At 68.3% G+C, this 23,702-nt stretch carries 24 protein-coding genes; 14 read left to right on the top strand and 10 right to left on the bottom strand.

Annotated features, from left to right (window positions below):
- The first annotated feature begins 70 nt into the window (after positions 1 to 70).
- From ASC81_RS05860 to ASC81_RS05850, 3 genes are read left to right on the top strand one after another with little or no spacing between them, the layout of a single operon-like run.
- A complete protein-coding gene (locus ASC81_RS05860) occupies positions 71 to 373 on the top strand; it encodes a hypothetical protein (RefSeq protein ID WP_056263706.1) in 303 nt (100 codons plus the stop codon).
- 1 nt (position 374) lies between these two features.
- Positions 375 to 635: a DUF5985 family protein gene (locus ASC81_RS05855; RefSeq protein WP_200946697.1), complete on the top strand. Its 261-nt coding sequence runs from the start codon at positions 375 to 377 to the stop codon at positions 633 to 635.
- Complete coding sequence (locus ASC81_RS05850; RefSeq protein WP_056263703.1) at positions 632 to 907, top strand: DUF5985 family protein; 276 nt, start codon at positions 632 to 634, stop codon at positions 905 to 907. The genes ASC81_RS05855 and ASC81_RS05850 overlap by 4 nt, the downstream gene beginning before the upstream one ends.
- A gap of 5 nt (positions 908 to 912) precedes the next feature.
- Here ASC81_RS05850 and ASC81_RS05845 read toward each other — a convergent pair whose 3' ends face one another.
- The 3 genes from ASC81_RS05845 to guaD all read right to left on the bottom strand — a co-directional run bounded on the left by ASC81_RS05845 (position 913) and on the right by guaD (position 4,459).
- Positions 913 to 1,107, bottom strand: a complete 195-nt coding sequence (locus ASC81_RS05845; RefSeq protein WP_056263700.1) for a hypothetical protein — start codon at positions 1,105 to 1,107, stop codon at positions 913 to 915.
- 18 nt (positions 1,108 to 1,125) lie between these two features.
- A complete protein-coding gene (locus ASC81_RS05840) occupies positions 1,126 to 3,054 on the bottom strand; it encodes a S9 family peptidase (protein ID WP_056263698.1) in 1,929 nt (642 codons plus the stop codon).
- Between the two features lie 97 nt (positions 3,055 to 3,151).
- Positions 3,152 to 4,459 carry a guanine deaminase gene (gene guaD, locus ASC81_RS05835; protein ID WP_056263695.1) on the bottom strand — a complete coding sequence of 436 codons (1,308 nt, stop codon included), beginning with the start codon at positions 4,457 to 4,459 and terminating at the stop codon, positions 3,152 to 3,154.
- 39 nt (positions 4,460 to 4,498) lie between these two features.
- Between guaD and xdhA the strand changes: the two genes are divergently transcribed.
- Genes xdhA through ASC81_RS05820 form a run of 3 tightly spaced genes read left to right on the top strand, consistent with a single transcriptional unit; the run spans position 4,499 to position 8,858 of the window.
- Positions 4,499 to 5,974 (top strand): xanthine dehydrogenase small subunit, encoded by a 1,476-nt coding sequence (xdhA, locus tag ASC81_RS05830; protein ID WP_056263693.1) that lies wholly within the window; start codon positions 4,499 to 4,501, stop codon positions 5,972 to 5,974.
- The gene (gene xdhB / locus ASC81_RS05825; protein ID WP_056263691.1) at positions 5,971 to 8,289 is read left to right on the top strand and encodes a xanthine dehydrogenase molybdopterin binding subunit; all 2,319 of its coding nucleotides are present in this window, start codon (positions 5,971 to 5,973) and stop codon (positions 8,287 to 8,289) included. The genes xdhA and xdhB overlap by 4 nt, the downstream gene beginning before the upstream one ends.
- Entirely contained in the window at positions 8,286 to 8,858 is a 573-nt protein-coding gene (locus ASC81_RS05820) for a peptidoglycan recognition family protein (RefSeq protein ID WP_056263689.1), read from the top strand. Before xdhB ends, ASC81_RS05820 begins: the two co-directional genes overlap by 4 nt.
- Here the strand turns inward: ASC81_RS05820 and ASC81_RS05815 are convergent.
- The 4 genes from ASC81_RS05815 to polA all read right to left on the bottom strand — a co-directional run bounded on the left by ASC81_RS05815 (position 8,855) and on the right by polA (position 13,518).
- Positions 8,855 to 9,490: a response regulator transcription factor gene (locus ASC81_RS05815; protein WP_056263686.1), complete on the bottom strand. Its 636-nt coding sequence runs from the start codon at positions 9,488 to 9,490 to the stop codon at positions 8,855 to 8,857. The genes ASC81_RS05820 and ASC81_RS05815 overlap by 4 nt on opposite strands.
- A gap of 34 nt (positions 9,491 to 9,524) precedes the next feature.
- Positions 9,525 to 10,145 carry an AAA family ATPase gene (locus tag ASC81_RS05810; RefSeq protein ID WP_200946695.1) on the bottom strand — a complete coding sequence of 207 codons (621 nt, stop codon included), beginning with the start codon at positions 10,143 to 10,145 and terminating at the stop codon, positions 9,525 to 9,527.
- 172 nt (positions 10,146 to 10,317) lie between these two features.
- Positions 10,318 to 10,671, bottom strand: coding sequence for a type II toxin-antitoxin system prevent-host-death family antitoxin (locus ASC81_RS05805; protein ID WP_056263685.1), 354 nt, complete (start codon positions 10,669 to 10,671; stop codon positions 10,318 to 10,320).
- A gap of 78 nt (positions 10,672 to 10,749) precedes the next feature.
- Positions 10,750 to 13,518 (bottom strand): DNA polymerase I, encoded by a 2,769-nt coding sequence (gene polA, locus ASC81_RS05800; protein WP_056263683.1) that lies wholly within the window; start codon positions 13,516 to 13,518, stop codon positions 10,750 to 10,752.
- A gap of 35 nt (positions 13,519 to 13,553) precedes the next feature.
- Here polA and ASC81_RS05795 point away from each other — a divergent pair, with 35 nt between their 5' ends.
- The 4 genes from ASC81_RS05795 (at position 13,554) to ASC81_RS05780 (ending at position 18,024) form a co-directional block, all read left to right on the top strand.
- Positions 13,554 to 13,847, top strand: coding sequence for a hypothetical protein (locus ASC81_RS05795; RefSeq protein WP_056263681.1), 294 nt, complete (start codon positions 13,554 to 13,556; stop codon positions 13,845 to 13,847).
- A 42-nt stretch (positions 13,848 to 13,889) separates the two neighbouring features.
- Positions 13,890 to 14,879, top strand: a complete 990-nt coding sequence (locus ASC81_RS05790; RefSeq protein WP_056263679.1) for a homoserine kinase — start codon at positions 13,890 to 13,892, stop codon at positions 14,877 to 14,879.
- A gap of 2 nt (positions 14,880 to 14,881) precedes the next feature.
- Entirely contained in the window at positions 14,882 to 15,691 is an 810-nt protein-coding gene (locus tag ASC81_RS05785) for a BPSS1780 family membrane protein (protein WP_056263677.1), read from the top strand.
- An 89-nt stretch (positions 15,692 to 15,780) separates the two neighbouring features.
- Positions 15,781 to 18,024, top strand: coding sequence for a PhoX family phosphatase (locus ASC81_RS05780; RefSeq protein ID WP_056263674.1), 2,244 nt, complete (start codon positions 15,781 to 15,783; stop codon positions 18,022 to 18,024).
- A 10-nt stretch (positions 18,025 to 18,034) separates the two neighbouring features.
- On the opposite strand, the gene ASC81_RS05775 is transcribed toward ASC81_RS05780, so the two are convergent.
- Positions 18,035 to 18,457, bottom strand: coding sequence for a PaaI family thioesterase (locus ASC81_RS05775; protein WP_056263672.1), 423 nt, complete (start codon positions 18,455 to 18,457; stop codon positions 18,035 to 18,037).
- Positions 18,458 to 18,546: 89 nt separating this feature from the next.
- On the opposite strand from ASC81_RS05775, the gene ASC81_RS05770 reads away from it, so the two are divergent.
- Positions 18,547 to 19,359, top strand: coding sequence for a class I SAM-dependent methyltransferase (locus ASC81_RS05770; protein ID WP_056263670.1), 813 nt, complete (start codon positions 18,547 to 18,549; stop codon positions 19,357 to 19,359).
- An 8-nt stretch (positions 19,360 to 19,367) separates the two neighbouring features.
- Here the strand turns inward: ASC81_RS05770 and ASC81_RS05765 are convergent, their stop codons facing one another.
- Entirely contained in the window at positions 19,368 to 21,740 is a 2,373-nt protein-coding gene (locus ASC81_RS05765; protein ID WP_056263669.1) for a UvrD-helicase domain-containing protein, read from the bottom strand.
- A 23-nt stretch (positions 21,741 to 21,763) separates the two neighbouring features.
- Positions 21,764 to 22,033 (bottom strand): hypothetical protein, encoded by a 270-nt coding sequence (locus ASC81_RS05760; protein ID WP_156391778.1) that lies wholly within the window; start codon positions 22,031 to 22,033, stop codon positions 21,764 to 21,766.
- 73 nt (positions 22,034 to 22,106) lie between these two features.
- On the opposite strand from ASC81_RS05760, the gene ASC81_RS05755 reads away from it, so the two are divergent.
- The 3 genes from ASC81_RS05755 to ASC81_RS05745 are packed head-to-tail and all read left to right on the top strand — an operon-like array spanning position 22,107 to position 23,697.
- Complete coding sequence (locus tag ASC81_RS05755; RefSeq protein ID WP_056263664.1) at positions 22,107 to 22,622, top strand: GNAT family N-acetyltransferase; 516 nt, start codon at positions 22,107 to 22,109, stop codon at positions 22,620 to 22,622.
- A gap of 20 nt (positions 22,623 to 22,642) precedes the next feature.
- Positions 22,643 to 23,011, top strand: coding sequence for a YchJ family protein (locus tag ASC81_RS05750; RefSeq protein ID WP_235533573.1), 369 nt, complete (start codon positions 22,643 to 22,645; stop codon positions 23,009 to 23,011).
- Complete coding sequence (locus ASC81_RS05745) at positions 23,008 to 23,697, top strand: pseudouridine synthase (RefSeq protein ID WP_235533572.1); 690 nt, start codon at positions 23,008 to 23,010, stop codon at positions 23,695 to 23,697. The genes ASC81_RS05750 and ASC81_RS05745 overlap by 4 nt, the downstream gene beginning before the upstream one ends.
- The last annotated feature ends 5 nt before the right edge of the window (positions 23,698 to 23,702 follow it).

Below are 23,702 nucleotides of genomic sequence, written 5' to 3'. Positions count from 1 at the left end.
GCCAGTTATCGAGGACGAGGTCAGGCGCTTTGTACTGACCAGTGTGCCGTCAGTCCCATATGCGGAGGCGGTGCTGCTGCTGAGGCTGCATGCCGACAAGGCATGCACCGGCAGCGATGTCGCCCGCGCCCTGTACATCTCCGAACGCGCAGCACTGGAGCTGCTGCAGGTCGCCCGTGAGGCCGGGGTGCTGGAAGAGACCACAGCCGGCTATCGCTACCAACCGCGTGACGAACAGCTCGCCAAGGCCTGGGACCAGTTCGCTGCCTGCTATGCAGCCAACCTGATTGGCGTGACGCAGATCATCCACAGCGCCACACACAAGAGCGCTCATCTGTTCGCCGATGCCTTCAAGCTCAGAAGGGAGCCTTGAATTGGACAAGCTGATCTACACCCTGTGCGCCATGACGGCGCTGACCTGCACTTGGCTGCTGCTGCGTGCCTATGCGCGCAGCCAGGCGCGGCTGCTGCTGTGGAGCGGGCTGTGCTTTGCCGGGTTGAGCGCGAACAACGTGCTGCTCATCCTGGACCGGATCGTGTTCCCCGACATCAACCTGCTGCCGGCCCGGCTGGTGCTGGGCCTGGTGTCCGTCTGGGTGCTGGCGATCGCCCTCGTCATGGAGAAGGAAGCATGAGCAACGACCTGGCGGCAGCCACGCTGGTCGGCGGTATCGCCGCCGGCTGCTTCGTCGTCGGCCTGGCCTTCCTGCGCTACTGGCGCAGCACCCGGGACCGCTTTTTCCTGTTCTTCATGCTGTCGTTCTGGATCGAGGCGGCTAACCGCGTGCACATGGCCGTGACGGCCTCCTGGAACGAAGGCGACCCGGTGCACTACATGGTGCGGCTGCTGTCCTACGCGCTGATCGTCATGGCCATCTGGGACAAGAACCGCCCGCGCCGACGCTGAACGGGTCAGCGCCCGCCGCCCAGCACGCGCGCGGGCAGCATGACGACGGCGTGCAGCAGCCCGAAGATGCCGTCTACCGCGATGCCCAACAACCTGAAGGGCAGCGTGATCAGCCACACCAGCGGCCACAGCAGCAGCGCCAGGAGGGCCAGCGGCCAGCAGATCACGAACAGCAGGCACCAGAGCAGGAAGCTGAACATCGCGGTCCTTTATTCGTCTTACTTGGCCGGCTGGCCGAGGCCCGGCTTGAGGTATTTGTCCAAGAACTCGACCATGCGGCGGTTGGCCTCCAGCGAGTTCTTCTTCTTGGAGAAGCCGTGGCCCTCGTCGTCGAAGACGAGGTAGTCCACCGGCACGCCGTTCTTCTTGACGGCGGCCACGATGTCGTCGCTTTCGGGCTTGATGACGCGCGGGTCGTTGGCGCCCTGGATGACCATCAGCGGCTTCTTGATCTCATGCGCATGGAAGAGCGGCGAGGTGGCCATCAGGCGTTCGCGGTCCTTCACCGGGTCGCCCACCTCCTGGTAGAGCGCCAGGCGCTGGCTCTCCCAGTAGGGCGGGATGCTTTCCAGCGTGCGTATCCAGTTGGACACGCCGAAGATGTTGATGCCGACCTTGAAGGCCTCGGGCCGGAACGCCATGGCCGACAGCACCATGTAGCCGCCATAGCTGCCGCCGACGATGCCGATGCGGTCAGGGTCGATGACGCCGGTGCTCGCCAGGAAGGTCTTCGCCTCGATGCAGTCCCACAGCGGCTCACGGCCGTGCTTGCCGTCGTCGGCGGTGAAGAAGCTCTTGCCATAGCCCGAGCTGCCGCGGTTGTTGATGCCCAGCACCGCGTAGCCGTTGTTGACGAAGTACTGCATCAGCGCCGAATAGCCGCGCATCGTCTGGCCGCCGGGGCCGCCATGCACCCAGACGATGGCCGGCACCTTGTGGGTCGGCGAAGCGTCTTTGGGCTGCATGTAGACCGACGGGATGACCATGCCGTCGAAGCTCTTGAAGCGCACGATGGACGCGTCGACCAGTTCGTTCGGATCGATGGCCTTGGACAGGCTCTGCGTCAGCTGCGTGGGCGCGGCGTTCGAGCCCACCTCGGCAACGAACAGGTTGCTCGGCGAGCGGTCGCCATTCACGTAGAAGGCCATGCGCTTGCCGCTGCGCGAGAAGGACACGCCGCGAACTTCGCCGCCAGGCAACTTGGGCAGCGCGATAGGCTTGCCGTCGCGATACAGGCGCAGCGCGATGCTGGCATCGGCATTGACACCGGTAACGCGGTGGCGGCCGTCCTTGGAGAAGGCGGTGTAGGCGACATCCCAATCCGCCTTCTCGACCTCGCGCGTCTTGCCGCTGGCGAGGTCGTAGGCGATGACGCGGGTGAACTCGCCACCGTCATTGCTGGTCATCAGCAGCTCGCGGCTCTCGGGGTCGAAGTCCTGTGACGCGAACCGGGCCACGCCCTGGTGCGGGGTGATGTGCTTGATCGCACCGCTTTTCAGGTCGGCCAGGTGCACGTCCGAATCGGCAGTGGTGTTGGTCTTGCCCAGTGCCAGCCAGCGGCCGTCGCGGCTGACGTCGCTGAGCTGCCAGCCAGCGTCGTTCTTGAAGACCAGCGTGCGTGCGTAGGTCTTGGCGTCGTAGCGGTAAAGATCGAAGAACTTGGGGTCGCGCTCGTTGGTGGTGACGTAGAAGGCGCTGTCGTCGCCGCTCCAGCCGGCGAAATTGGCCTTGAGCTTGTCGCCCGGCGTCAGGTCGCGCTCGCTGCCGTCGAGCTCGCGCACATAGAGGTGGTCGAGCTCGTTGCCGCCCTGGTCGCGGGTGTAGAGGAAGCGATCGTCGCTGGGGAAGAAGCTGATGGCGTAGTGGCCGTCGTTCTTGGAATCGGTTAACTGCACCGGCTTGCCGCCACCCACGGGCATCGCATAGACGTTGAAGATGCCGCTCTCGTTGCTGTGGAACAGGATGCGGCTCTCGTCGGCCGAGAAGCTGGCGCCGCCGATGTTGACGGTGGCCATGAACTGCTCGATGGTGTAGCGCTTGGCCGGCTTGGGCGATGTGGCCGCGGGCTTGGCGGCGGCAACAGCGGCGTCGGGCAATGCGGCTAGCAGCGCCAGAGAGGCGACGAGGGTCAGCATGGGGCGGCTCATGGCGTCTCCGTTGGAATAGTGAGGCGCACTCTAGCCACGACGCGACCGCCGCCACATCAGGGTTGTGACGAAGCGGCGGAACAGGGGGATGGGCGGTTCAGACGCGCTGCTCGCCGGCAACGTAGCAGGCCGCGAGGTTGCGCTCGTCGGCCAGCGTCATCCAGGCGAAGACGCGCTCGTGCAGCTCGCGGGCGACGGCGTCGCGCGCCTGCGCCACCGGGCCCTTGGCCCAATCCCAGACGCAGAGGTCGGCCATCTGCCCGACAGACAACCCGCCGATCTCGCCGCCCAGCTGCAGCGCCTCGGCCGCGCCTCGGGTGGCGGCATGCAGGGCGGTCCAGGCGGTCAGCCTCGCGCCGCGCAGGGCCTGCACCTTGTAGGCGTCCTGCATGTTGCGCGGCAGGCTCAAGGATGTGCCGCCGCCGACGTCGGACGCCAGGCTGACGTTGAAACCCGCGCCCTGCCAGTCGAACAACCCGCTGCCGAGAAACAGGTTGCTGGACGGGCAATGCGCCACCTGGGCGCCGCTGTCCATGATGAGGCGCTTGTCCGTCTCGTCCAGCCAGATGCCGTGGGCCAGTACCGCGCGCCCATGCACCAGGCCCACGTCCGCGTAGACGTCCAGGTAGCTGCGCGCCTGGGGAAAGAGCTGGGCGACCCAGTCCACCTCGGCGCGGTTCTCGGCCACGTGGGTCTGCATGTAGAGGCTGGCGTCGGCCCGGCACAGCGCGCCGGCCATGGCGAGCTGCTCGGGCGTGCTGGTCGGCGCAAAGCGCACGGTGACGGCGTAGGCGAGGCGGCCCCGCCCATGAAAGCGGTCGATGAGGTCGATGCAGTCCTTTCCGGCCTGGACGACGTCGTCACGCAGCCCGTCGGGCGCGTGGCGGTCCATCAGCACCTTGCCGGTGATCAGGCGCATGCCGCGCGCGGCGGCGCTGTCGAACAAGGCCTCGGCCGAGACCTTGTGCACGGTGGCGAAGACGACCGCCGAGGTCGTGCCGCTGGCCAGCAGCGCATCCAGGAACACCTCGGCGCCCGCGTGGCTGCGGGCCGGGTCGGCGAAGGCGCATTCGCTCGGGAAGGTGTAGCGCTTGAGCCAGTCCAGCAGCTCGGTGCCGTAGGAGCCGATGACTTCCAGCTGCGGGCAATGCACATGGGTGTCGATGAAGCCGGGCATCACCAGCTGGCCGGCATGGTCCTTGCGCACCCAGCTTTCATCCGGCTCGGCGGCCTGGCGACCGACGATGCGGCCGTCCTCGATCAGCAGCCAGTGATCGCGATCGAAGCGCACCGCCGGCGACTCGGTCTCACCCCATGCCGGGGCGCTCGTGAAGTCGAGCAGGTCGCCCCGCAAGGCCCATCGGCGCGGGCTGTCGATCAATTTTTCCTGGTTAGTAAAACTCATATGGCAATTCTGAGGCAACACTCGACAATCGGTGCCAGCATGAACACGAGACCCATCCGCTTTTTCCACCGCGGCGAAGTCGTCGAGGTGGCCAACCTGGCCGTGACGACGACGGTGCTGCAGTACCTGCGAGAGCACGCTGCCTGCACAGGCACCAAGGAAGGCTGCGCCGAGGGCGACTGTGGCGCCTGCACCGTCATCCAGGGCGAGCTCGACCCGTCGGGCCAGCTGCAGCTAAGCAACGTCAATGCCTGCACCCAGTTCCTGCCGACGCTGGACGGCCGCGCGCTGCTGACCGTCGAAGACCTGGGCGGCCCGGCCCAGCTCAGCCCTGTGCAGCAGGCCCTGGTCGACTGCCACGGCTCGCAATGCGGCTTCTGTACACCCGGCTTCGTCATGAGCATGACGGCCTGCTACGAGGCCCACCAGGCCGCGGGCACCAAGCCCACGCGGCAGCAACTGGCCGATGCGCTGGCGGGCAACCTGTGCCGCTGCACCGGCTACCGGCCCATCCTGGACGCGGGCGAGCAGATGTTCGACATGCCGGCCCGCTGCCTGGACCGCGCGCCCATCGTCCAGGCGCTGCAAACCCTGGCCGCCGACGAGCCGCTGGACTATGGCCTCGCCGGCGCGCGCTTCCATGCGCCGCAGAGCATCCCCGACCTCGCCCTGCTTTGCGAGACCTATCCGCAGGCCACGTTGCTGGCCGGCTCCACCGACGTGGGCCTGTGGGTCAACAAGCAGTTCCGCGAACTCGGCGACGTTATCTACACTGGCCGCGTTGCGGCGCTGCGCGAAATCCGGCCGGAAGACGGCGGCCTGTGGATCGGCGCCGCGGCCTCGCTGGAAGACAGCTGGGCGGCGCTGACCGCCGCCGTGCCGCGCCTGCGCGAGCTGTGGCTGCGCTTTGCGTCACCGCCGGTGCGCCATGCCGGCACGCTGGGCGGCAACATCGCCAACGGCTCGCCCATCGGCGACGGTGCGCCGGCCCTGATCGCGCTGGGCGCCGACGTCATCCTGCGCCGTGGTGCACGGCAGCGCCGCCTCAAGCTGCAGGACTTCTATCTCGACTACATGAAGAAGGACCTGCAGCCCGGTGAATTCATCGAGGCGCTGCGGGTGCCACTGCCCTCGCCCGACTGGCGCTTCAGCGCGCACAAGATCGCCAAGCGCCATGACAGCGACATCTCGGCCGTATGTGCCGTGCTGGGCGTGCGGCTGAATGCCGGCGTCGTGCAGGAGGCCCGCTTTGCTTTCGGCGGCATGGCCGCCATCGTCAAGCGCGCCGCCGCGGCCGAAGCCGCCGTGGTCGGCCAGCCGTGGAACGAAGCCACCGCGAAGGCCGCGGCCGCCGCGCTGCCGCTGGACTTCAAGCCGATGACCGACATGCGCGCCTCGGCCGGTTACCGGCTCAAGGTCGCGCAGAACCTGTTCACCAAGCTCTGGCTGGAGACCGGCGGCGCGCAGACCGCGCCCATCGGCATCTGGCCATCGATGCAGGAGGTGCCGGCATGAACAAGCCCGAAACCCTGCCGGTCGCCGAGGCCGTTGTCGGCAAGTCGACGCCGCATGAATCGGCCCACCTGCATGTCAGCGGCGCCGCGCCCTATATCGACGACCTGCCCGAGCCCGCCGGCACCCTGCACGCGGCGCTGGGACTGTCGCCCATCGCCCACGGCAGGCTGACCGGCATCGACCTGGCGCGCATCCGCAAGATGCCGGGCGTTGTGGCGGTGCTGAGCGCGGCCGACATCGCCGGCGAGAACAACTGCGGCCCGCTGCTGCACGACGACCCGATCCTGGCGGCTGACGAACTTCGCTATGTCGGCCAGCCCGTGTTCGCCGTCATCGCGACGAACCGCGAGCTGGCGCGCCGCGCGGCGGCCCTGGCCAAGCAGGTCATCCAGGCCGAGGCGCGGCCGCCCGTGCTGACGGCGCTCGACGCCCATGCCATCGGCCAGTACGTGCTGCCGCCCATGCACCTGACGCGCGGCGAGCCCGCCAAGCACCTCGCCAGCGCGCCGCACCGCCTGCAAGGCAGGTGGAGCCTGGGCGGGCAGGAGCAGTTCTATCTGGAGGGCCAGATCAGCCTGGCCCTGCCGCAGGAAGGCGGGGAGGCCCTGCTGGTGCATTGCTCCACCCAGCACCCGAGCGAGATGCAGCAGCTGGTGGCGCATGCCATCGGCTGGCAGGCGCACCGCGTCGCCGTGCAATGCCGGCGCATGGGCGGTGGCTTTGGCGGCAAGGAGAGCCAATCGGCCGTGTTCGCCTGCGTCGCCGCCATCGCGGCGCTGAAGCTGGGCAAGCCGGTCAAGCTGCGTGTCGACCGCGATGACGACTTCCTCATCACCGGCCGCCGCCATGGTTTCGACTACCGCTGGGATGTCGGCTTCGACGCCGCTGGCCGCATCCTCGCCGTCGACATCGACCTCGTCGCCAACGCCGGCCACAGCGCCGACCTGTCGGCACCCGTGATGGCCCGGGCGCTCTGCCACTTCGACAACGCCTACTGGCTGCCGCATGTGGCCATGCACGGCTATTGCGCCAAGACCAACACGCAGAGCAACACCGCCTTCCGCGGCTTCGGCGGGCCGCAGGGCGCCATCGCCGTTGAAATGATCCTGGACGGCATCGCGCGGCAGCTGGGACTGGACCCGGCGGAGGTGCGGCAGCGCAATTTCTACGCGCGCGGCCAGGACGTGACGCCGTATGGCCAGCAGGTCGAGGAGCTGCATGCGCAGCCGCTGACCGCCCAGCTGCTGGCCAGCAGCCGCTACGCCGAACGGCGCGCGGAGATCGCCGCCTTCAACGCCGCCAGCCCGGTACTGAAGAAGGGCCTGGCGTTCACGCCGGTCAAGTTCGGCATCTCCTTCAACGTCGCCCACTTGAACCAGGCCGGCGCGCTGGTGCATGTCTACACCGACGGCTCGGTGCTGGTGAACCACGGCGGCACGGAGATGGGCCAGGGGCTGAACACCAAGGTCGCGCAGGTCGTCGCGCATGAGCTGGGCCTGCCCATGAGCGCCGTGCGCTGCTCGGCGACCGACACGAGCAAGGTGGCCAACACCTCGGCCACGGCGGCGTCCACAGGCAGCGACCTGAACGGCAAGGCGGCGCAGGATGCGGCGCGCAAGATCAAGCAGCGGCTGGCGGCACTCGCGGCAGAGCGCTTCGGCTGCGCGCCCGAGCTGGTCGCCTTCGACGGCGGCCAGGTCAGCGGCGGCGGCCAGCGCATCGCCTTCTGCGAGCTGGTGGCCGCTGCCTACCTGAAGCGCGTGCAGCTGTGGAGCGACGGCTTCTACGCCACGCCCGGCCTGCACTGGGACCGCACCAAGCTGCAAGGCCACCCGTTCTACTACTACGCCTGGGGCGGCGCCGTCTGCGAAGCGCTGGTCGACACGCTGACCGGCGAAAGCCGCATCACGCGCGCCGACATCCTGCATGACGTCGGTAGCAGCCTGAACCCTGCGCTGGACATCGGCCAGATCGAAGGCGGCTTCATCCAGGGCATGGGCTGGCTGACGATGGAAGAGCTCGTCTGGCACCCGACGACAGGCCTGTTGACCACGCACGCGCCCAGCACCTACAAGATCCCGACCGCCAACGACTGCCCGCCCGAACTGCGCGTGGAACTGTTCGGCGCGCCCAATGCCAGCGAAACCATCCACCGCAGCAAGGCCGTCGGCGAGCCGCCGCTGCTGCTGGGCTTTGCCGCGCTGCTGGCCATCAAGGACGCCTGCGCGGCCTGCGGTGCCGATGATTGCGACCCGCCGCTGCGCGCCCCGGCCACTGCGGAAGCGGTGCTGAACGCCATCGAGGCCATCCAATGAAACTCGCCCTTGCCCTCGCTGCGGTGCTGACCTTGGCCGGTTGCGCGAGCAAGCCGCCCGCGCCCGACATCGTCAGCGTCGACACGTGGGGCGGCAGCTCGGCGGCAGCGGTCGCCGCGCCGCAGCGCATCACCCACATCACCCTGCACCACCAGGGCGAGATCTGGAAGGAAGGCGCCGACGTCGAGGCTTACCTGCGCCGGCTGCAGCAGTGGTCCCGGCTGACCAAGCGCTGGGCCGACATCCCCTACCACTACGTCATCGCGCCCGATGGCCGCATCTACGCCGCCCGGCCGCTGGCCCAGCCGGGCGACACCAACACCGAATACGACCCGCGCGGCCACGCCCTCGTCATGCTGGTGGGCAACTTCGAGGAGCAGCAACCGACCCAGGCGCAGCTGAAGTCCGCCGTCGACGTGACCGCCTGGCTCGCGCGCGAACACCGGCTCGGCCTGGACGCGATTGCCAGCCACAAGGACCACAGCCGCCAGACCGTCTGCCCCGGCAAGAACTTTTATGCCTACCTTGAATCCGGCTGGTTCAAGGACGAGGTGAAGAAGCAGCTCTAACGAGCCGCCTTCTGCGTCGCGATCAGCACGGCCTGCGTGCGCGAGTTGGCGCCGAGCGCCTTGAGAACCGCGGCGACATGGTCCTTGACGGTGTCGACACTGACATTGAGTTCGCGCGCGATCTCCTTGTTGGACAGGCCGCGCGCCAGCAGGTCCAGCACGCCCTTCTGCCGCGGCGTCAGCGGCAGCTCGGCCCAGGCCTGTGACGGTGCGGCCGGGCGCGCGGCCGATGGCGGCACCTCGTCGGCACGGGGCTTGAGCGGCGGCACATAGGTGCCACCGGCCAACACCAGGTGCAGGGCCTGCACCAGCGTGTCGAGGTCGCTGCGTTCGGGCACATAGCCCATGGCGCCGGCGCTCAAGGCATGCAGGGCTTCCTCGGTCTCGTCGCTGCCCGAGATGACCACCACCGGCAGCAGCAGGTGCTCGCCGTGGATCTGCTGCAGCAGCTCGAAGCCGCCGTCCACATGCAGGTCCAGCAGCACCAGGCGAGGAATGTCTGCCGCCAGCGCGGCACGCGCTGCGGCGACGCTGTCGACGCCATGCACCTGGGCACCGGCGAAATGCTGCTCGATCAGCCCGGTGAGCGCAGCGCGCACCATCGGAAACGCATCGACCAGCAAGACCTTCATCACTCAGCTCCCTTTCAAGGCGGGCTGATGATAGTCAACGCAGCGCTGCCGCCAGCAGCGGCTTGGCCCAGGCCGGCACGCTGCGCAGCGGCGCATGCGACACGACCCGGCCGCCCTGCATGTGCAGCAGCAGCACCGGCTGCGGCCGGCGCCCCAGCCGCGGGTCGGCCTCGAAACTGTTGTCGTACAGGCGCAGACTGGTCAGCACCGGCATCAGCTTGACGAGGTTGCCGCGGCTCGCGTCAAAGCGCTCGCGCACCTTGGCCTCGGGAATGTCATGGCCGCCTGCCGCCACGCGTGCCTGGATGCGGCGCAAGTGCAGTTCGGGCGTGGCCAGGCCCGCATACCAGACGTGCACCTTGGCGCCAGCACGCGCGCCGTCCAGCAGCAACTTGGTCATGCTGGTGCCGCCCAGCGTCGTCTCGAAGGCATAGGTCAGACCGTCGGCCAGCGCCTTCTCGACGCCGCGCCGCCCCAGCATCCAGGCCAGGCCATTGGCCTGTTCGGCGGAAAGGCCGGGCTGCTGCTCGCGGAGCTGCGCGGCGGTGATGTCGGGGTTGAAGAAGTCGGCGCCGCTGGCGGCGATGGCCGCGCCGCCCAGCGAGCTCTTGCCGGCGCCGTTGACGCCGGCCAGCACGAAGAGGCGGGCCGGCAACTCAGTAATCCGTTGCTGCTGAAGATATCGGGCCGAGCGCCGGGCCGCTCCCAAGCCGGCCCGGCAGGCGATGTGCTTGCGGCTCAATGCCGCAAGCATCGCCGTCCCCTTGGGGGGCCGTCCAGGCTGGCCCGCGTCCAGCGAGGCTGGACTGGGCGAGGAGCCGCCTCATTCAGGCGGCCTTGCGAACCGGCTTGCGCGGCTTGGCGGCCTTCACGGCCGCTGCACCGATGGCCTCGGGCGGCATCGCAAAGGCATCGACCAATGCCTCCTCTTGCCCCTGCATGCGCGCCAGCATCGCGTCGAACTCGCCGCCCAGGACGCCCAGGTCGGGCTCGGCGGCACGCTGCATCTCGCGGTAGCGCTCGACCGACATCAGCACGAAGGCCGGCTGGTCATGCTTGGTGATCAGCACCGCGCCATGGGCGGCCACGGTGCGGCCCACCTTCTGGATGCCCGCCACGAGCTGGGTGGCCGACACGCTGGGCAGCTGGTCGGCAATGGCTTGTTCGAGGACGGCGGACATGAGGAGGCTCCCGACTGGCATGCCCGTATTTTCCCTATTTTGGGAAAAATAGGAAATCAAGGGGATTGTGGGCGGTGATCAATGCGCTTCTTCCCAGTTGCTGCCCACACCCACCTCGGCCAGCAGCGCTACCTTCAGGTCCGCCACGCCGGCCATCAAGCGCGGCACCTCGGCGCGCATCCAGTCCAGTTCGGCCTCGGGCACCTCGAACACCAGCTCGTCGTGCACCTGCATGACGATCTTGGCCTGCTTGCCCGCGCGGTCCAGCTCGGTCTGAACCTGCAGCATGGCCAGCTTGATGAGGTCGGCGGCCGTGCCCTGCATGGGCGCATTGATGGCCTGGCGCTCGGCGCCGGCGCGGCGTGGGCCGTTGCCACCGCGGATCTCGGGCAGGTAGATGCGGCGGCCGAACAGCGTCTCGACATAGCCGCGCTCGGCGGCGCCGGCCTTGGTTTCGTCCATATAGCGCTTCACGCCGGCAAAGCGGGTGAAGTAGCGCTCGATGTAATCCTTGGCCGCCTTCTGCTCGATGCCCAGCGCCGCGGCCAGGCCAAAGGCGCCCATGCCGTAGATGAGGCCGAAGTTGATGGTCTTGGCATAACGGCGCTGTTCGCTGGACACCTCGTTCAGCGCCACGCCAAACACCTCACTGGCCGTCGCCTTGTGCACGTCCTGGCCCTCCTGGAACGCGCGCAGCAGGCCCGGGTCCTCGCTGATGTGGGCCATGATGCGCAGCTCGATCTGCGAGTAGTCGGCGCTGACGATGCGGCAGCCCTCGGGCGCGACGAAAGCCTCGCGCACCCGCCGGCCTTCCGCGGTGCGGATGGGGATGTTCTGCAGGTTGGGCTCGTTGCTGGACAGCCGCCCCGTCACCGCCACCGCCTGCGCATAGTTGGTATGCACGCGGCCGGTATGGGCGTTGATCTGCAGCGGCAGCTTGTCGGTGTAGGTGCTCTTGAGCTTGGACAGGCCGCGGTATTCAAGGATCTTCGCCGGCAGCGGGAAGTCGGCCGCCAGTTCGTTCAGCACCTCCTCGTCGGTCGACGGCGCCCCGGTGGCGGTCTTCTTGATGACGGGCAGTCCCAGCTTGGTGAACAGGATGTCGCCGATCTGCTTCGGTGACCCGATGTTGAAGGGCTGGCCGGCAATGTCGTAGCACTGCGATTCCAACAGGACCAGGCGCTGGCCGATCTCGTGGCTTTGCGCCTTCAGCCGTTCCGAGTCGATCAGCACGCCGTTGCGCTCGACGCGCGCCAGCAGGTCGGCCGTGGGCATCTCGATGTCACGGTAGATGCGCGTCAGCCCGGCATCGGCCTCGATCTGCGGCCACAGCACGCTGTGCAGGTGCAGGCACATCTCGGAGTCCTCGCCCGAGTAGGTCGTGGCCCTGGCCACGTCGACTTGCGCGAACGGGATCTGGTGCGCGCCCTTGCCGCACAGGTCCTCGTAGCTCAGGCCCTTGCGGCCAAGATGCCGATCGGCAAGCGCTTCGAGGTTGTGCGTCTTGTGCGCCTCCAGCACATAACTCTGCAACAGGGTGTCATGCTGCACGCCAGCGAGGTTGATGCCGGCATTCGCCAGCACATGGCGGTCGTACTTCAGGTTCTGCCCGATCTTCTTGGCGGACTCATCCTCCAGCCAGGGCTTGAGGCGGGCCAGCACCTCGTCGCAATCGAGTTGCTGGGGCGCGTCCGGGCCGCTGTGATGCAGCGGCACATAGGCGGCCTCGCCAGGCTTGTCGGCAAAGGAGATGCCGACGATGCGAGCGGCCATCGGGTCCAGCGAATCGGTCTCGGTGTCCAGGGCGCACAGCGGCGCTGCACGCAGGCGAGCGATCCAGGCGTCGAGCTGCTCGAACGTCAGGATGGTGTCGTACTGGCGGGCGACGCCAGCGGCACCGGCCGGTGGCTCGGGCTCGTCGAACAGGCCAGGATTGGCCGGGATCGCGGCCTTGGGCTTGGCCGCGGGCGCCTCGCCGGTCAGCTCCTCGATCCAGGCCTTGAAGCCGTTGCGCGTGTAGAAGGCCGCCAGCGCCGCCTTGTCCGGCTCGCGGAAGGCCAGGTCTTCCAGCGCCGGCCAGCCCGCCACGTGCTCGGCGAGCTCGCAATCCACCTTCACGGTGACCAAGGTGCGGCCCATCGGCAGCCAGTCCAGCGCGGCACGCAGGTTCTCGCCGGCCTTGCCCTTGACCGTGGGCGCCGCAGCGATGACGCCGTCGAGCGAGCCGTATTCGGCCACCCACTTCGCCGCCGTCTTCGGGCCCACGCCCACCACGCCCGGCACGTTGTCCACCGTGTCGCCCATCAGCGTCAGGAAGTCGACGATGCGGTTGGGCGGCACGCCGAACTTCTCGAGCACGCCAGCCTCGTCCAGACGCTCGCCGCTCATCGTGTTGATGAGCTCGACGTCCGGGTTGACCAGCTGGGACAGGTCCTTGTCGCCCGTCGACACAATGACGCGGTGGCCTTGGTTGGCGCCGATGCAGCACAGCGTGCCGATGACATCGTCCGCCTCCACGCCCGGCACCGTCAGCGTGGGCCAGCCCAGCAGCTTGACGACCTCGTGGATGGGCTCGATCTGCGCGCGCAGCTCCGGCGGCATGGGCGAGCGCTGGGCCTTGTATTCCGGATACAGGTCGTCACGAAACGTCTTGCCGGGCGCGTCGAAAACGCAGACGGCATGCGCGGCACCGATGTCGCTCTGCAACTTCTTCAGCATGGCCACCATGCCGCGCACGGCGCCGGTCGGCTGGCCCTCCGGCCCGCGCAGGTCGGGCATGGCGTGGAAGGCGCGATACAGATAGCTGGAACCGTCGACCAGCAGCAGGATGGGTTTGCTCATGGTCATGATTGTCTTGCAGCCTCCCACCTAGAATCGACAGCATGCTCCGCCCCGCCGTACTCCTCCTGCTTGCAGCCTGTGCTGCAAACGCCCTCGCCGACCCGCCGCCCGAACCCAAGGTCGAGCGCAACGTGGCGGAGGACGACCAGGTCCGCATCGAGGAAGTGAAGGTGCGCGGCGAAACCAAGAAGGTCACGGTCAAGAACAAGCTGACCAAGGCCCCGGACTACGAAATCGTCGTCACTGACGCGGGCCGCGAGTCGGCCGGTGGCAGCGGCACGGGCCTCAGCAAGAGCGGCTCGGGCACGCGGGTCTGGCGAGTTCTCAATTTCTGATGGTGAGCGGCCTTCGGGCCATCACTGCCGCTTCCTAGACCCATGGCCGTTTTCACCGAAGTCAGCACCGCCCAGGCGCAAGCCCTGCTGGACCATCTCTCCCTGGGGCGCCTCACGTCGCTGCGCGGCATTGGCGCCGGCATCGAGAACACCAACTACTTCGTCGACTGCGAGGCCGGCCACTATGTGCTGACGCTGTTCGAACGCCTGACGGCCGAGCAGTTGCCCTTCTACCTGCGGCTGATGCAGCACCTGGCCCGCCGCGGCGTCCCGGTGCCCGAGCCGCATGCCGACACCCGTGGCGACATCCTCTTCGAGGTCGCCGGCAAGCCGGCGGCCATCGTCGACCGCCTGCATGGGGGCCATCAGCTCGCGCCCGACGCCTTCCATTGCGCCCAGGTCGGCGCCACGCTGGCGCGCATGCACCTGGCCGGGCGCGACTTCGAGCTGCGCCAACCCAATCTGCGCGGCCTGGCCTGGTGGCGCGAGGTCGTCCCACAGCTGTTGCCCTTCCTGGACGCACCGCAGGCCGAGCTGCTGACCAGCGAGCTGGCCTACCAGGAGCAACTGGCAGCGTCCGCCGGTTACGCCGACCTGCCCTCGGGCCCCATCCATGCCGACCTGTTCCGCGACAACGTGATGTTCGAGCCCGGCGAGGGCCCGGGCCGCGAGCGCCTGACCGGCTTCTTCGACTTCTATTTCGCCGGCGTCGACACATGGCTGTTCGACCTGGCCGTCTGCCTGAACGACTGGTGCATCGACCTCAGCGACGGCCGGTTGGTCGAAGACCGTGCCAGCGTCTTCGTCTCCGCCTATGAGACCGAGCGTCCGCTGTCCGGTGCCGAGCACCGGCTGCTGCCGGCCCTGCTGCGCGCTGCGGCGCTGCGCTTCTGGGTGTCGCGCCTCTATGACCTGCACCTGCCGCGCGAGGCCTCGCTGCTGAAGGCGCACGACCCCGGCCACTTCGAGCGCGTGCTGCGGGAGCGCATCGCCAAGCCCTGGCATGCCTTGCACGGCGAGGTCGCCGAATGACGATGCAACTCCACCTCCAGCAGGTCCCGGCGCGCAATGGACGGCTGTGGATACGCCACGGTTTCAAGGTCTTCCAGCGCCAGCCGCTGGCGTTGGCCGGGCTGTTCGGCCTCTTCCTGTTCGCCGGCTTCGCCGTCATGCTCATCCCTGGTGTGGGGCTGGTACTGACGATGGCTTCGCTGCCGCTGCTGTCGCTGGGTTTCATGCTGGCCACCCACCTGGTGCTGCAGAAGAAGGTGCCCACGGTCAGCGTGTTCGTCGCGCCGCTGAAGCTGACGCCCGAGCGCCGCCGCAGCCAGCTGCTGCTGTGCTTTGCCTATGCCGGCGCCATGCTGACCGTTGGCCTGCTGGCCGACTGGGTGGACGGCGGCAGCACGCGCGACCTGCAAAAGCTGATTGCCGACAACGCCGACAACGAGGCCATCGCCAATGCCGCCACCGACCCGCGCCTGTTCTGGGGCCTGGCCACGCGGCTGGGCCTGATGGGCCTGCTGTCGGTGCCCTACTGGCATGCGCCGGCCCTCGTGCACTGGGGTGGCCAGGGCGTCGCCCAGGCGCTGTTCTCCAGCACGCTGGCGCTGTGGCGCAACAAAGGCGCCTTCCTGGTGAACATGCTGCTGTGGGGCGGCCTGCTGATGGCCGTGGCCAGCTGCGTCAGCCTGGTCTTCGGCCTGCTCGGCCTGGCTCAGTTCGCGCCCATGGTGCTGATGGCGATTGGCCTGATGCTGTCGACGGTGTTCTACGCGTCGCTCTATTTCAGCTTCGTCGACTGCTTCATGTTCGGCGCCCCGCAGGACGTGCTGAACGATTGAACGCGGCGCCGGCAGGCGTTTCACGACGATTTCACGAAGGGGACCTAGTCTGATCGGCTCTATTCCAACCCTTCGGGATGTCATCTTCAATGAGCCGCCTCACTGACCTGCCAGTTGCCACCTCCTTCGACGACGAAGATTCCAACCGTTCCGACAACCCGCGCTTCGAAACCGTCCTGCAGGCGCGGCTGAGCCGCCGCAACGTGCTCCGCGGCAGTTTCGGTACCGCGATGACCGCCGCCTTCGGCGCCAGCGCGCTGACTGCCTGCGGCGGCAGCGACGCCACTCCGACACCGGCCCCCACGCCCGCCCCCGCGCCGGCGCCGGCGCCCGCGGAAACGCTGCTGGCCTTCTCGGCCGTGGCCAAGAACCTCAACGACACCATCACCGTGCCCGCCGGCTACACCGCCAGCGTGGTGTTCGCCACCGGCGACCCGCTGTTCGCCGGCGTGGCGGCCTACAAGAACGACGGCACCGACAGCGGCTTCGACAAGCGCGCCGGCGACTGCCATGACGGCATGGAGTACTTCGGCCTCTCGGCCACCGGCACGCCCGACGCCGCCAACAGCGAGCGCGCGCTGCTGGGCATGAACTTCGAATACATCACGCCGCAGTTCCTGCATGCCAACGGCCCCAGCGCCCTGCCCCGCCCGGTCAGCGAGACCGACATCGAGGTCGACGCCCACGGCGTGGCGATCGCCGAGTTCCGCAAGACCGCCGGCAAGTTCGCGCTGGTGAGCGACTCCGCCTTCAACCGCCGCATCACCGGCCTGACCGAGATCGAGATCGCCGGCCCGGCGCGCGGCCATGCGCTGATGGTCACCAAGTTTTCGCCGTCGGGCACCAAGACCCGCGGCACGCTGAACAACTGCGGCACCGGCAAGACGCCCTGGGGCACGCTGCTGACCGGCGAAGAGAACTGGACCGGCTACTTCTTCCGCGCCGCCGGCGACAACGCCAAGCGCAGCGCCGGTGCCAACGCGGCCCTGACCCGCTATGGCCGCAACGCCACCGCGACGGCCGCCGCCGCCAGCCGCTATGGCTGGGAAACCGCCGGTACCGCCGACAAATACGCGCGCTGGAACACCAGCGTCACCGGCGTGTCGGCCGACGGCAGCGACGACTACCGCCACGAGATCAACGGCCAGGGCTACATCACCGAGATCGATCCCTACAACGCCACCTCGTTGATCAAGAAGCGCACGGCACTGGGCCGCTATGCCCACGAGAGCGCCGCCTTTGGCAAGCCCGTGGCCGGCAAGCCGCTGGCGGTCTACATGGGCGACGACGCGCAGGGCGAGTACGTCTACAAGTTCGTCTCCAGCGCCAGCTGGGTGGCGGCGGACGCGACGCCGGCAGACCGCATCGCCACGGGCGACAAATACCTCGACAACGGCAAGCTCTACGCCGCCAAGTTCAACGACGACGGCAGCGGCAACTGGGTCGAGCTGAGCATGGCCAACCCGGCCGTGGCCGGCTACGCAGGCTACGCCTTCGCCAATGACGGCGACGTGCTGATCCACGCCCGCCTGGCCGCCGACGCCGTCGGCGCCACCAAGATGGACCGCCCCGAGTGGTGCGGCACCCACCCGACCAGCGGCGAGGTCTATTTCACGATGACCAACAACAGCAGCCGCCGGCTCGCGCCGACCGGCACGCAGACCCAGGTCAACGCCGCCAACCCGCGCGCCTACTCGGACATCAAGGACGCCGCTACCGTCCAGCAGGGCAACGTCAACGGCCACATCGTGCGCCTGAAGGAAACGGGTGGCGAGCCGGCTGCGAGCAGCTTCAGCTGGGACGTCTACCTCTTCGGCGCCGAGTCCACCGCGTCGCCCGGCCTGGTCAACCTGTCGGGCCTGACTGCCGACCAGGACTTCTCCAGCCCCGACGGCCTGGTGTTCAGCCCCAGCACCGGCATCTGCTGGATCCAGACCGACGACGGCGCCTTCACTGACGCCACCAACTGCATGATGCTGGCCGCCCTGCCCGGCACCGTCGGCGACGGCGGCCCGCTGACGCTGAACTACGGCAGCACGTCGGTGACCACGCCGCTGGGCAAGAAGCCCGCTGCGACCACGCTGAAGCGCTTCCTGGTCGGCCCGAAGGGCAACGAGATCACCGGCATGTGCGAGACGCCCGATGGCAAGGTGATGTTCGTCAACGTCCAGCACCCGGGCGACGAGACGCCGGTGTCTGCCCTGGCCGACCCCAGCAAGTTCGTCAGCCACTGGCCGGGCAACAGCGGCTACGGCGCTGGCGGCGACACCGCCCGGCCGCGCTCGGCCACGGTGATGATCACCAAGAACGACGGCGGCCGCATCGGCAGCTGAAGCTTGGGGTTCAGCGGTCCCGCGGGATCGCGTAGGTGCCGGTGGCGTGAGCCACCGGCTCGTCCTCGCCTTCCGAGAATATCCACACCTCGCCGACCGCGAGCGACTTGCCCAGCTTCATCAGCCGGCAGCGCGCCACGACACGCCGGTCGGCGCGCGGCTTGCGCAGGAAGTTGATGGACAGGTTGGTTGTCACCGCCAGCGGCACGATGCCGATGCGCGCCAGGATGGCGACATAAAGCGCCACGTCGGCCAGCGTCATCATGACCGGGCCCGACACCGTGCCACCTGGCCGCAGTTCGCTCTCGCCCACCGGGTGGGCCACGACGACGCTGCCATCCGCGTCGACGTCCTCGACCGTGCAGCGGTTCTGCGGGAACTCGGCTTTCAGGAAAGCGCTCAGCTCGGATTGTGAAGGGCGGTGATCAGTCATGGCGAGTTGCAAGCAATTGCGTGGGTAGCGGCAACCAGACTAGCACCGCACCCACAATCGGCCCGTCTCATACGAGGCAAGGGGCCAACATGAACCTCGCCGACCGGGGCTTCACGGGATCCATCCCCCAGCTCTACGAGCACTACCTGGTGCCGCTGATCTTCGAGCCCTTCGCGCTCGACCTGGCAGCGCGCGCAGCGGCGCTGCGGCCGTCTGCCCTGCTGGAGATCGCTGCAGGCACCGGCGTGCTGACGCGCCATCTGGCGGCCGAGCTGCCCGCGCAAACCACCATCGTCGCGAGCGACCTCAACCCTGCCATGCTCGACATGGCCGCGACGCTGGCCACCAGCCGGGCTGTGCAGTGGCGGCTGGCCGATGCCCAGCTGCTGCCGTTTGCCGACGCGAGCTTCGACCTCGTTGCATGCCAGTTCGGCGTGATGTTCTTCCCCGACCGGCCCGCTGCGTTCGCCGAGATCCGCCGCGTGCTGCGCCCGGGCGGCGTTTTCCTGTTCAACGTGTGGGACCACCTCGACAGCAACGAGCTGGCCGCCACCGTGACGCAGGCGCTGGCCGAGGCCTTCCCGGACGACCCGCCGCGCTTCCTGGCACGCACGCCGCACGGCTGCCATGACGTGGACCTGCTGCGCGCCGAGCTGGAAGAAGGCGGCTTCGAGCACCCGGCCGACATCATCACGCTGCCGCTGAGGGCTCGCGCGGAATCACCATCGCAGCCGGCCCTCGGCTTTTGCCAGGGCACGCCGTTGCGCGCCGAGATCGAGGCGCGCGCGCCCGGCCGCCTGCCCGAACTGACCGCGCACGTGGCCAAGGCCATCGGCGCCCGCTTCGGCGTGGGTGCGCTGGATACGTTGATCCAGGCCCACATCGCCATCGTGGGCCGCTAGCCAGCGCCTCAGTCGATGGGCGTCAGTTTCGCCACCGACAGCGCCAGCCACTTGGTGCCATGGCGCCCGAAGTTGACCTGCGCGCGCGCATCGGTGCCGCTGCCTTCCAGCGTCAACAGCACGCCTTCGCCGAACTTGTTGTGGAACACGCCCTTGCCGACGCGCAGGCCGCCATGTTCTTCGGACACCTTCTGCTTCATGCTGGCTGGCACAGGTGGCTCCACCCAGGCGGCCCTTTCTCCACGATTGGGCACATTGCCCGCGCCCACCATGCCCTTGAGGCCCGAGCCGCGCTGCCAGGCCTGCTGGTACTCGCGCGCATAGCCGGAGCCGAAGCCCTGGTTGCGCGGCGTCAGCCATTTCAGCGCCTCCTCCGGCAGCTCGTCGAAGAAGCGGCTCTTGATGTGATAACGCGTCTGTCCGTGCAGCATGCGCGTCTGGCAAAAGCTCAGTGAGAGCTTCTGGCGTGCCCGCGTGATGGCCACATACATCAGCCGGCGTTCCTCCTCCAGGCCGTCGTGGTCGGACATCGAGTTCTCGTGCGGGAACAGGCCTTCCTCCAGGCCGGTGATGAAAACGGCGTCGAACTCCAGGCCCTTGGCCGAATGCACCGTCATCAGCTGCACGGCGTCCTGGCCCGCCTGCGCCTGGTTGTCGCCGGCCTCCAGCGACGCATGGGTCAGAAAGGCGACCAGCGGCGACATGATCTCGCCGGTCTCGGCATCGGGCACGGCGCCCGGCGTACCGGCCTCGGCCACCTCGTCCACCGGCAGGCCGACGGCGTTCTTGCCGAAGCCCTCCTGCATGACGAAGGCCTCGGCGGCGTTGATCAGTTCGTCCAGGTTCTCCAGCCGCTCGGCGCCGTCCTTGTCGGTGCGGTAGAAGTCCAGCAGGCCCGAGGTCTCCAGCACCTGCTCGATGATCTCGCGCAGCGTCATGCCCTGCGTGAGGTTGCGCGTCGAGTCGATCAGGTTGGTGAAGGCGACCAGGTTGGCGCCGCCCTTGCCGGTGATGGCGCCCACGCTCTGGTAGAGGCTGCGACCGCTCGCCTTGGCCGCGTCCTGCAGGTTCTCCAGCGTCTTGGCGCCGATGCCGCGGGTCGGGAAGTTGACGACGCGCAGGAAGCTGGTGTCGTCGTTCGGGTTCTCCAACAGGCGCAGATAGGCCAGCGCATGCTTGACCTCGGCGCGCTCGAAGAAGCGCAGGCCGCCGTAGACGCGGTATGGGATGCCCGCGTTGAACAGCGCCGATTCGATGACGCGGGACTGCGCATTGCTGCGGTAGAGGATGGCGATCTCCTGGCGGTCCATGCCGCCCCGGTGCAGGCTCTGGATCTCCTCGATGACCCACTGCGCCTCGGCAAAATCGCTTGGCGCCTCCTGCACGCGGATGGGGTCGCCCTGGCCGGCGTCGGTGCGCAGGGTCTTGCCCAGGCGCTGGCTGTTGCGGCTGATCAGCTCGTTGGCGGCATCCAGGATGTGGCCGAAGCTGCGGTAGTTCTGCTCCAGCTTGATGACACGCTTGACGCGGTACTCGCGCTCGAAGTCGGCCATGTTGCCAACGCGGGCGCCGCGGAAGGCGTAGATGCTCTGGTCGTCGTCGCCGACGGCCAAGAGGCTCTGGCCGTTGTCCTGGCCAGGTGGCGCGAACATCTTCAGCCAGGCGTACTGCAGCTTGTTGGTGTCCTGGAACTCGTCGACCAGGATATGGCGGAAGCGCCGCTGGTAGTGCTCGCGCACGGACGCGTTGTCGCGCAGCAGTTCATAGCTGCGCAGCATCAGCTCGGCGAAGTCGACCACGCCTTCGCGCTGGCATTGGTCGTCGTAATTGGCGTAGATCTCGATGAGCTTCTTGGTCTGCTCATCGCGCGGCTCGACGTCGCCGGGGCGCTGGGCGTCTTCCTTGCAGCCGGCGATGAACCAGCCGACCTGCTTGGGGACGAAGCGCTCCTCGTCGAGCTTCATCGCCTTGATGACGCGCTTGACGGCCGATGTGGAATCGCTGGCGTCCAGGATCTGGAAGGCCTGGGGCAGGTTGGCCAGCTTCCAGTGCGCGCGCAGGAAGCGGTTGCACAGGCCGTGGAAGGTGCCGATCCACATGCCGCGCACATTGAAGGGCAGCATGGTCGACAGGCGGGTCAGCATCTCCTTGGCCGCCTTGTTCGTGAAGGTCACGGCCATCACCCCACCGGGGCTGACCTGGCCGGTCTGCAGCAGCCAGGCGATGCGTGTGGTCAGCACCCGGGTCTTGCCCGAGCCGGCACCGGCCAGGATCAGCGCGGGTGCGGGTTCGGCCGTCACGGCGGCCAGTTGCTCGGGGTTGAGGTTCTTGAGAAGGGGACTGTGCTGAGCAGCGTCGCTGACGTCATGCGGGAGATTCATCGACGCATTTTAAAGAGGCGCCTCTATCTCCCCTTGCGCACCTTGCCGGCCCGGCCCGCCTTGGACCATTCGTAGGCCTCGCCGCCCGGCGTCAGGCCGGCCTCCACCGCGGCGACACCTGGCCGGCCCACGCTCTCTTCCAGTTCGGCCGAGATGCTGACATGCCGATGGCCCTGCCGGCGCCTGTCCTCCGCCCAGGCCAGCGCCTGCGTCAGCTCCTTGCTGCCGAAGAGCTGACAGACCGGCGCAGCCGCCTCGCCGTCGCCTTCCAGCCAATACACCACGATGCCCATGCGTTCTCCTGTCTGACGGTCGCCAGCGTAGCGCCTGCTGCAGCGGCCGGGCGGCTCGACGATGATGGCGACCATGGAGCTGCCAACCACCGTCGAACTGCGCCCGCCCCAGCCCGGCGACCTGGGCTGGATCATCGAGCGGCACGGCGCCTTCTACGCCGCCGAGTACGCCCTTGACGTTCATTTCGAGGCGCTGGTGGCACGCATCTGCGCCGACTTCGTCGACCGCCTGAGCGCCGAGCGCGAGGCCTGCTGGATTGCCGCGCGCGGCGCGGAGCGGCTGGGCAGCGTCATGCTGGTTCGAGCCCGCGACGAGGCGACGGGCGACGTGCGAGAGGGCGTCGCGCAATTGCGCCTGCTGTTGCTGGAACCACGGGCGCGCGGGCTGGGCATCGGCAAGCGGCTGGTGCGCCGCTGCAGCGATTTCGCCCGCGGCGCCGGCTATGCGCGCATCACGCTGTGGACCCAGAGCGAGCTGACATCCGCACGGGCGATCTATTCGGCCGAAGGCTATGCGCTGGTGCACAGCGAGGCGCTGACCAGCTTTGGCCGCCAGGTCATCAGCGAACGCTGGGAACTGCGGCTGTGATGGCGCCCTGCCCCTGCGGCATGAACCGCAGCTACGGCGCTTGCTGCGGCGTGTTGCACGCTGCCTTCGGTGCCGGCGAGGGCCTGGCAGCGGCCACACCCGAAACGCTGATGCGCTCGCGCTACTCGGCCTTCGTGCTGGACCGGCGCGACTACCTGCTGGCCAGCTGGCACCCAAGCACCCGCCCGGCTGAACTCCCGCCGCCCGAGCCCGGCCTGAAGTGGCTGGGGCTGGACGTCAAGCGCAGCGCGATGCAGGACGCCGACCACGGCACGGTCGAATTCGTCGCGCGCAGCAAGCTCGGCGGGCGGGCGCACCGCCTGCACGAGGTCAGCCGCTTCGTGCGCGAGCACGGCGAATGGTTCTATGTCGACGGCGAGCTGTCTTGACGCTCAGCATCCTGCACATCGACGACCACCTCGTCGCCATCGACAAGCCACCCGGCCTGCTGGTGCATCGGACCCAGCTTGCCGCGCATGAGGACCAGGCCGCGCTGCAGTTGCTGCGCGACCAGCTCGGCCGGCCGGTCTGGCCCGTGCACCGGCTGGACCGCGGCACCTCGGGCGTGCTGCTGTTTGCGCTGTCGGCCTCAGCGGCGTCGCTGCTGGGACCGATGTTCGAGCACGGGCAGTGCAGCAAGCGCTATCTCGCGCTGGTGCGCGGCTGGCCGGGCGACGACGAGGGTTTGATCGACCACCCGCTGGCCCGCGACCCCGAACTGCCCTCGGCCGGCCAGCCCACGCTGGCAGCGCAGACGCGCTGGCGCGTGCTGCGCCGCATCGAATGGCCCCTCGTCACCGATGCGCGCTTTGCAAGCACACGCGTCGCCCTGCTCGAAGCGGAGCCGCTGCAAGGCCGGCGCCACCAGATCCGCCGCCACCTCAAACACATCGCCCATCCCATCCTTGGCGACGCCACGCATGGCAAGGGGGCGCTGAACCGCGCCGCGGCGGCCCATCTGGGCTTGCAACGACTGTGGCTGCATGCGTTCACGCTGGCCCTGACGCACCCGGTCACCGGGGCCGCATTGCGTTTGCAGGCACTGCCGGCCGGGCACTGGCCGGCAGCAACCTGAGCAGC

The organism is Pelomonas sp. Root405 (assembly GCF_001425165.1).
Taxonomy (GTDB): Bacteria; Pseudomonadota; Gammaproteobacteria; order Burkholderiales; family Burkholderiaceae_C; genus Pelomonas.
Note: the sequence above shows the minus strand (reverse complement) of the source record. Positions and strands in the feature narration are given on the sequence as shown.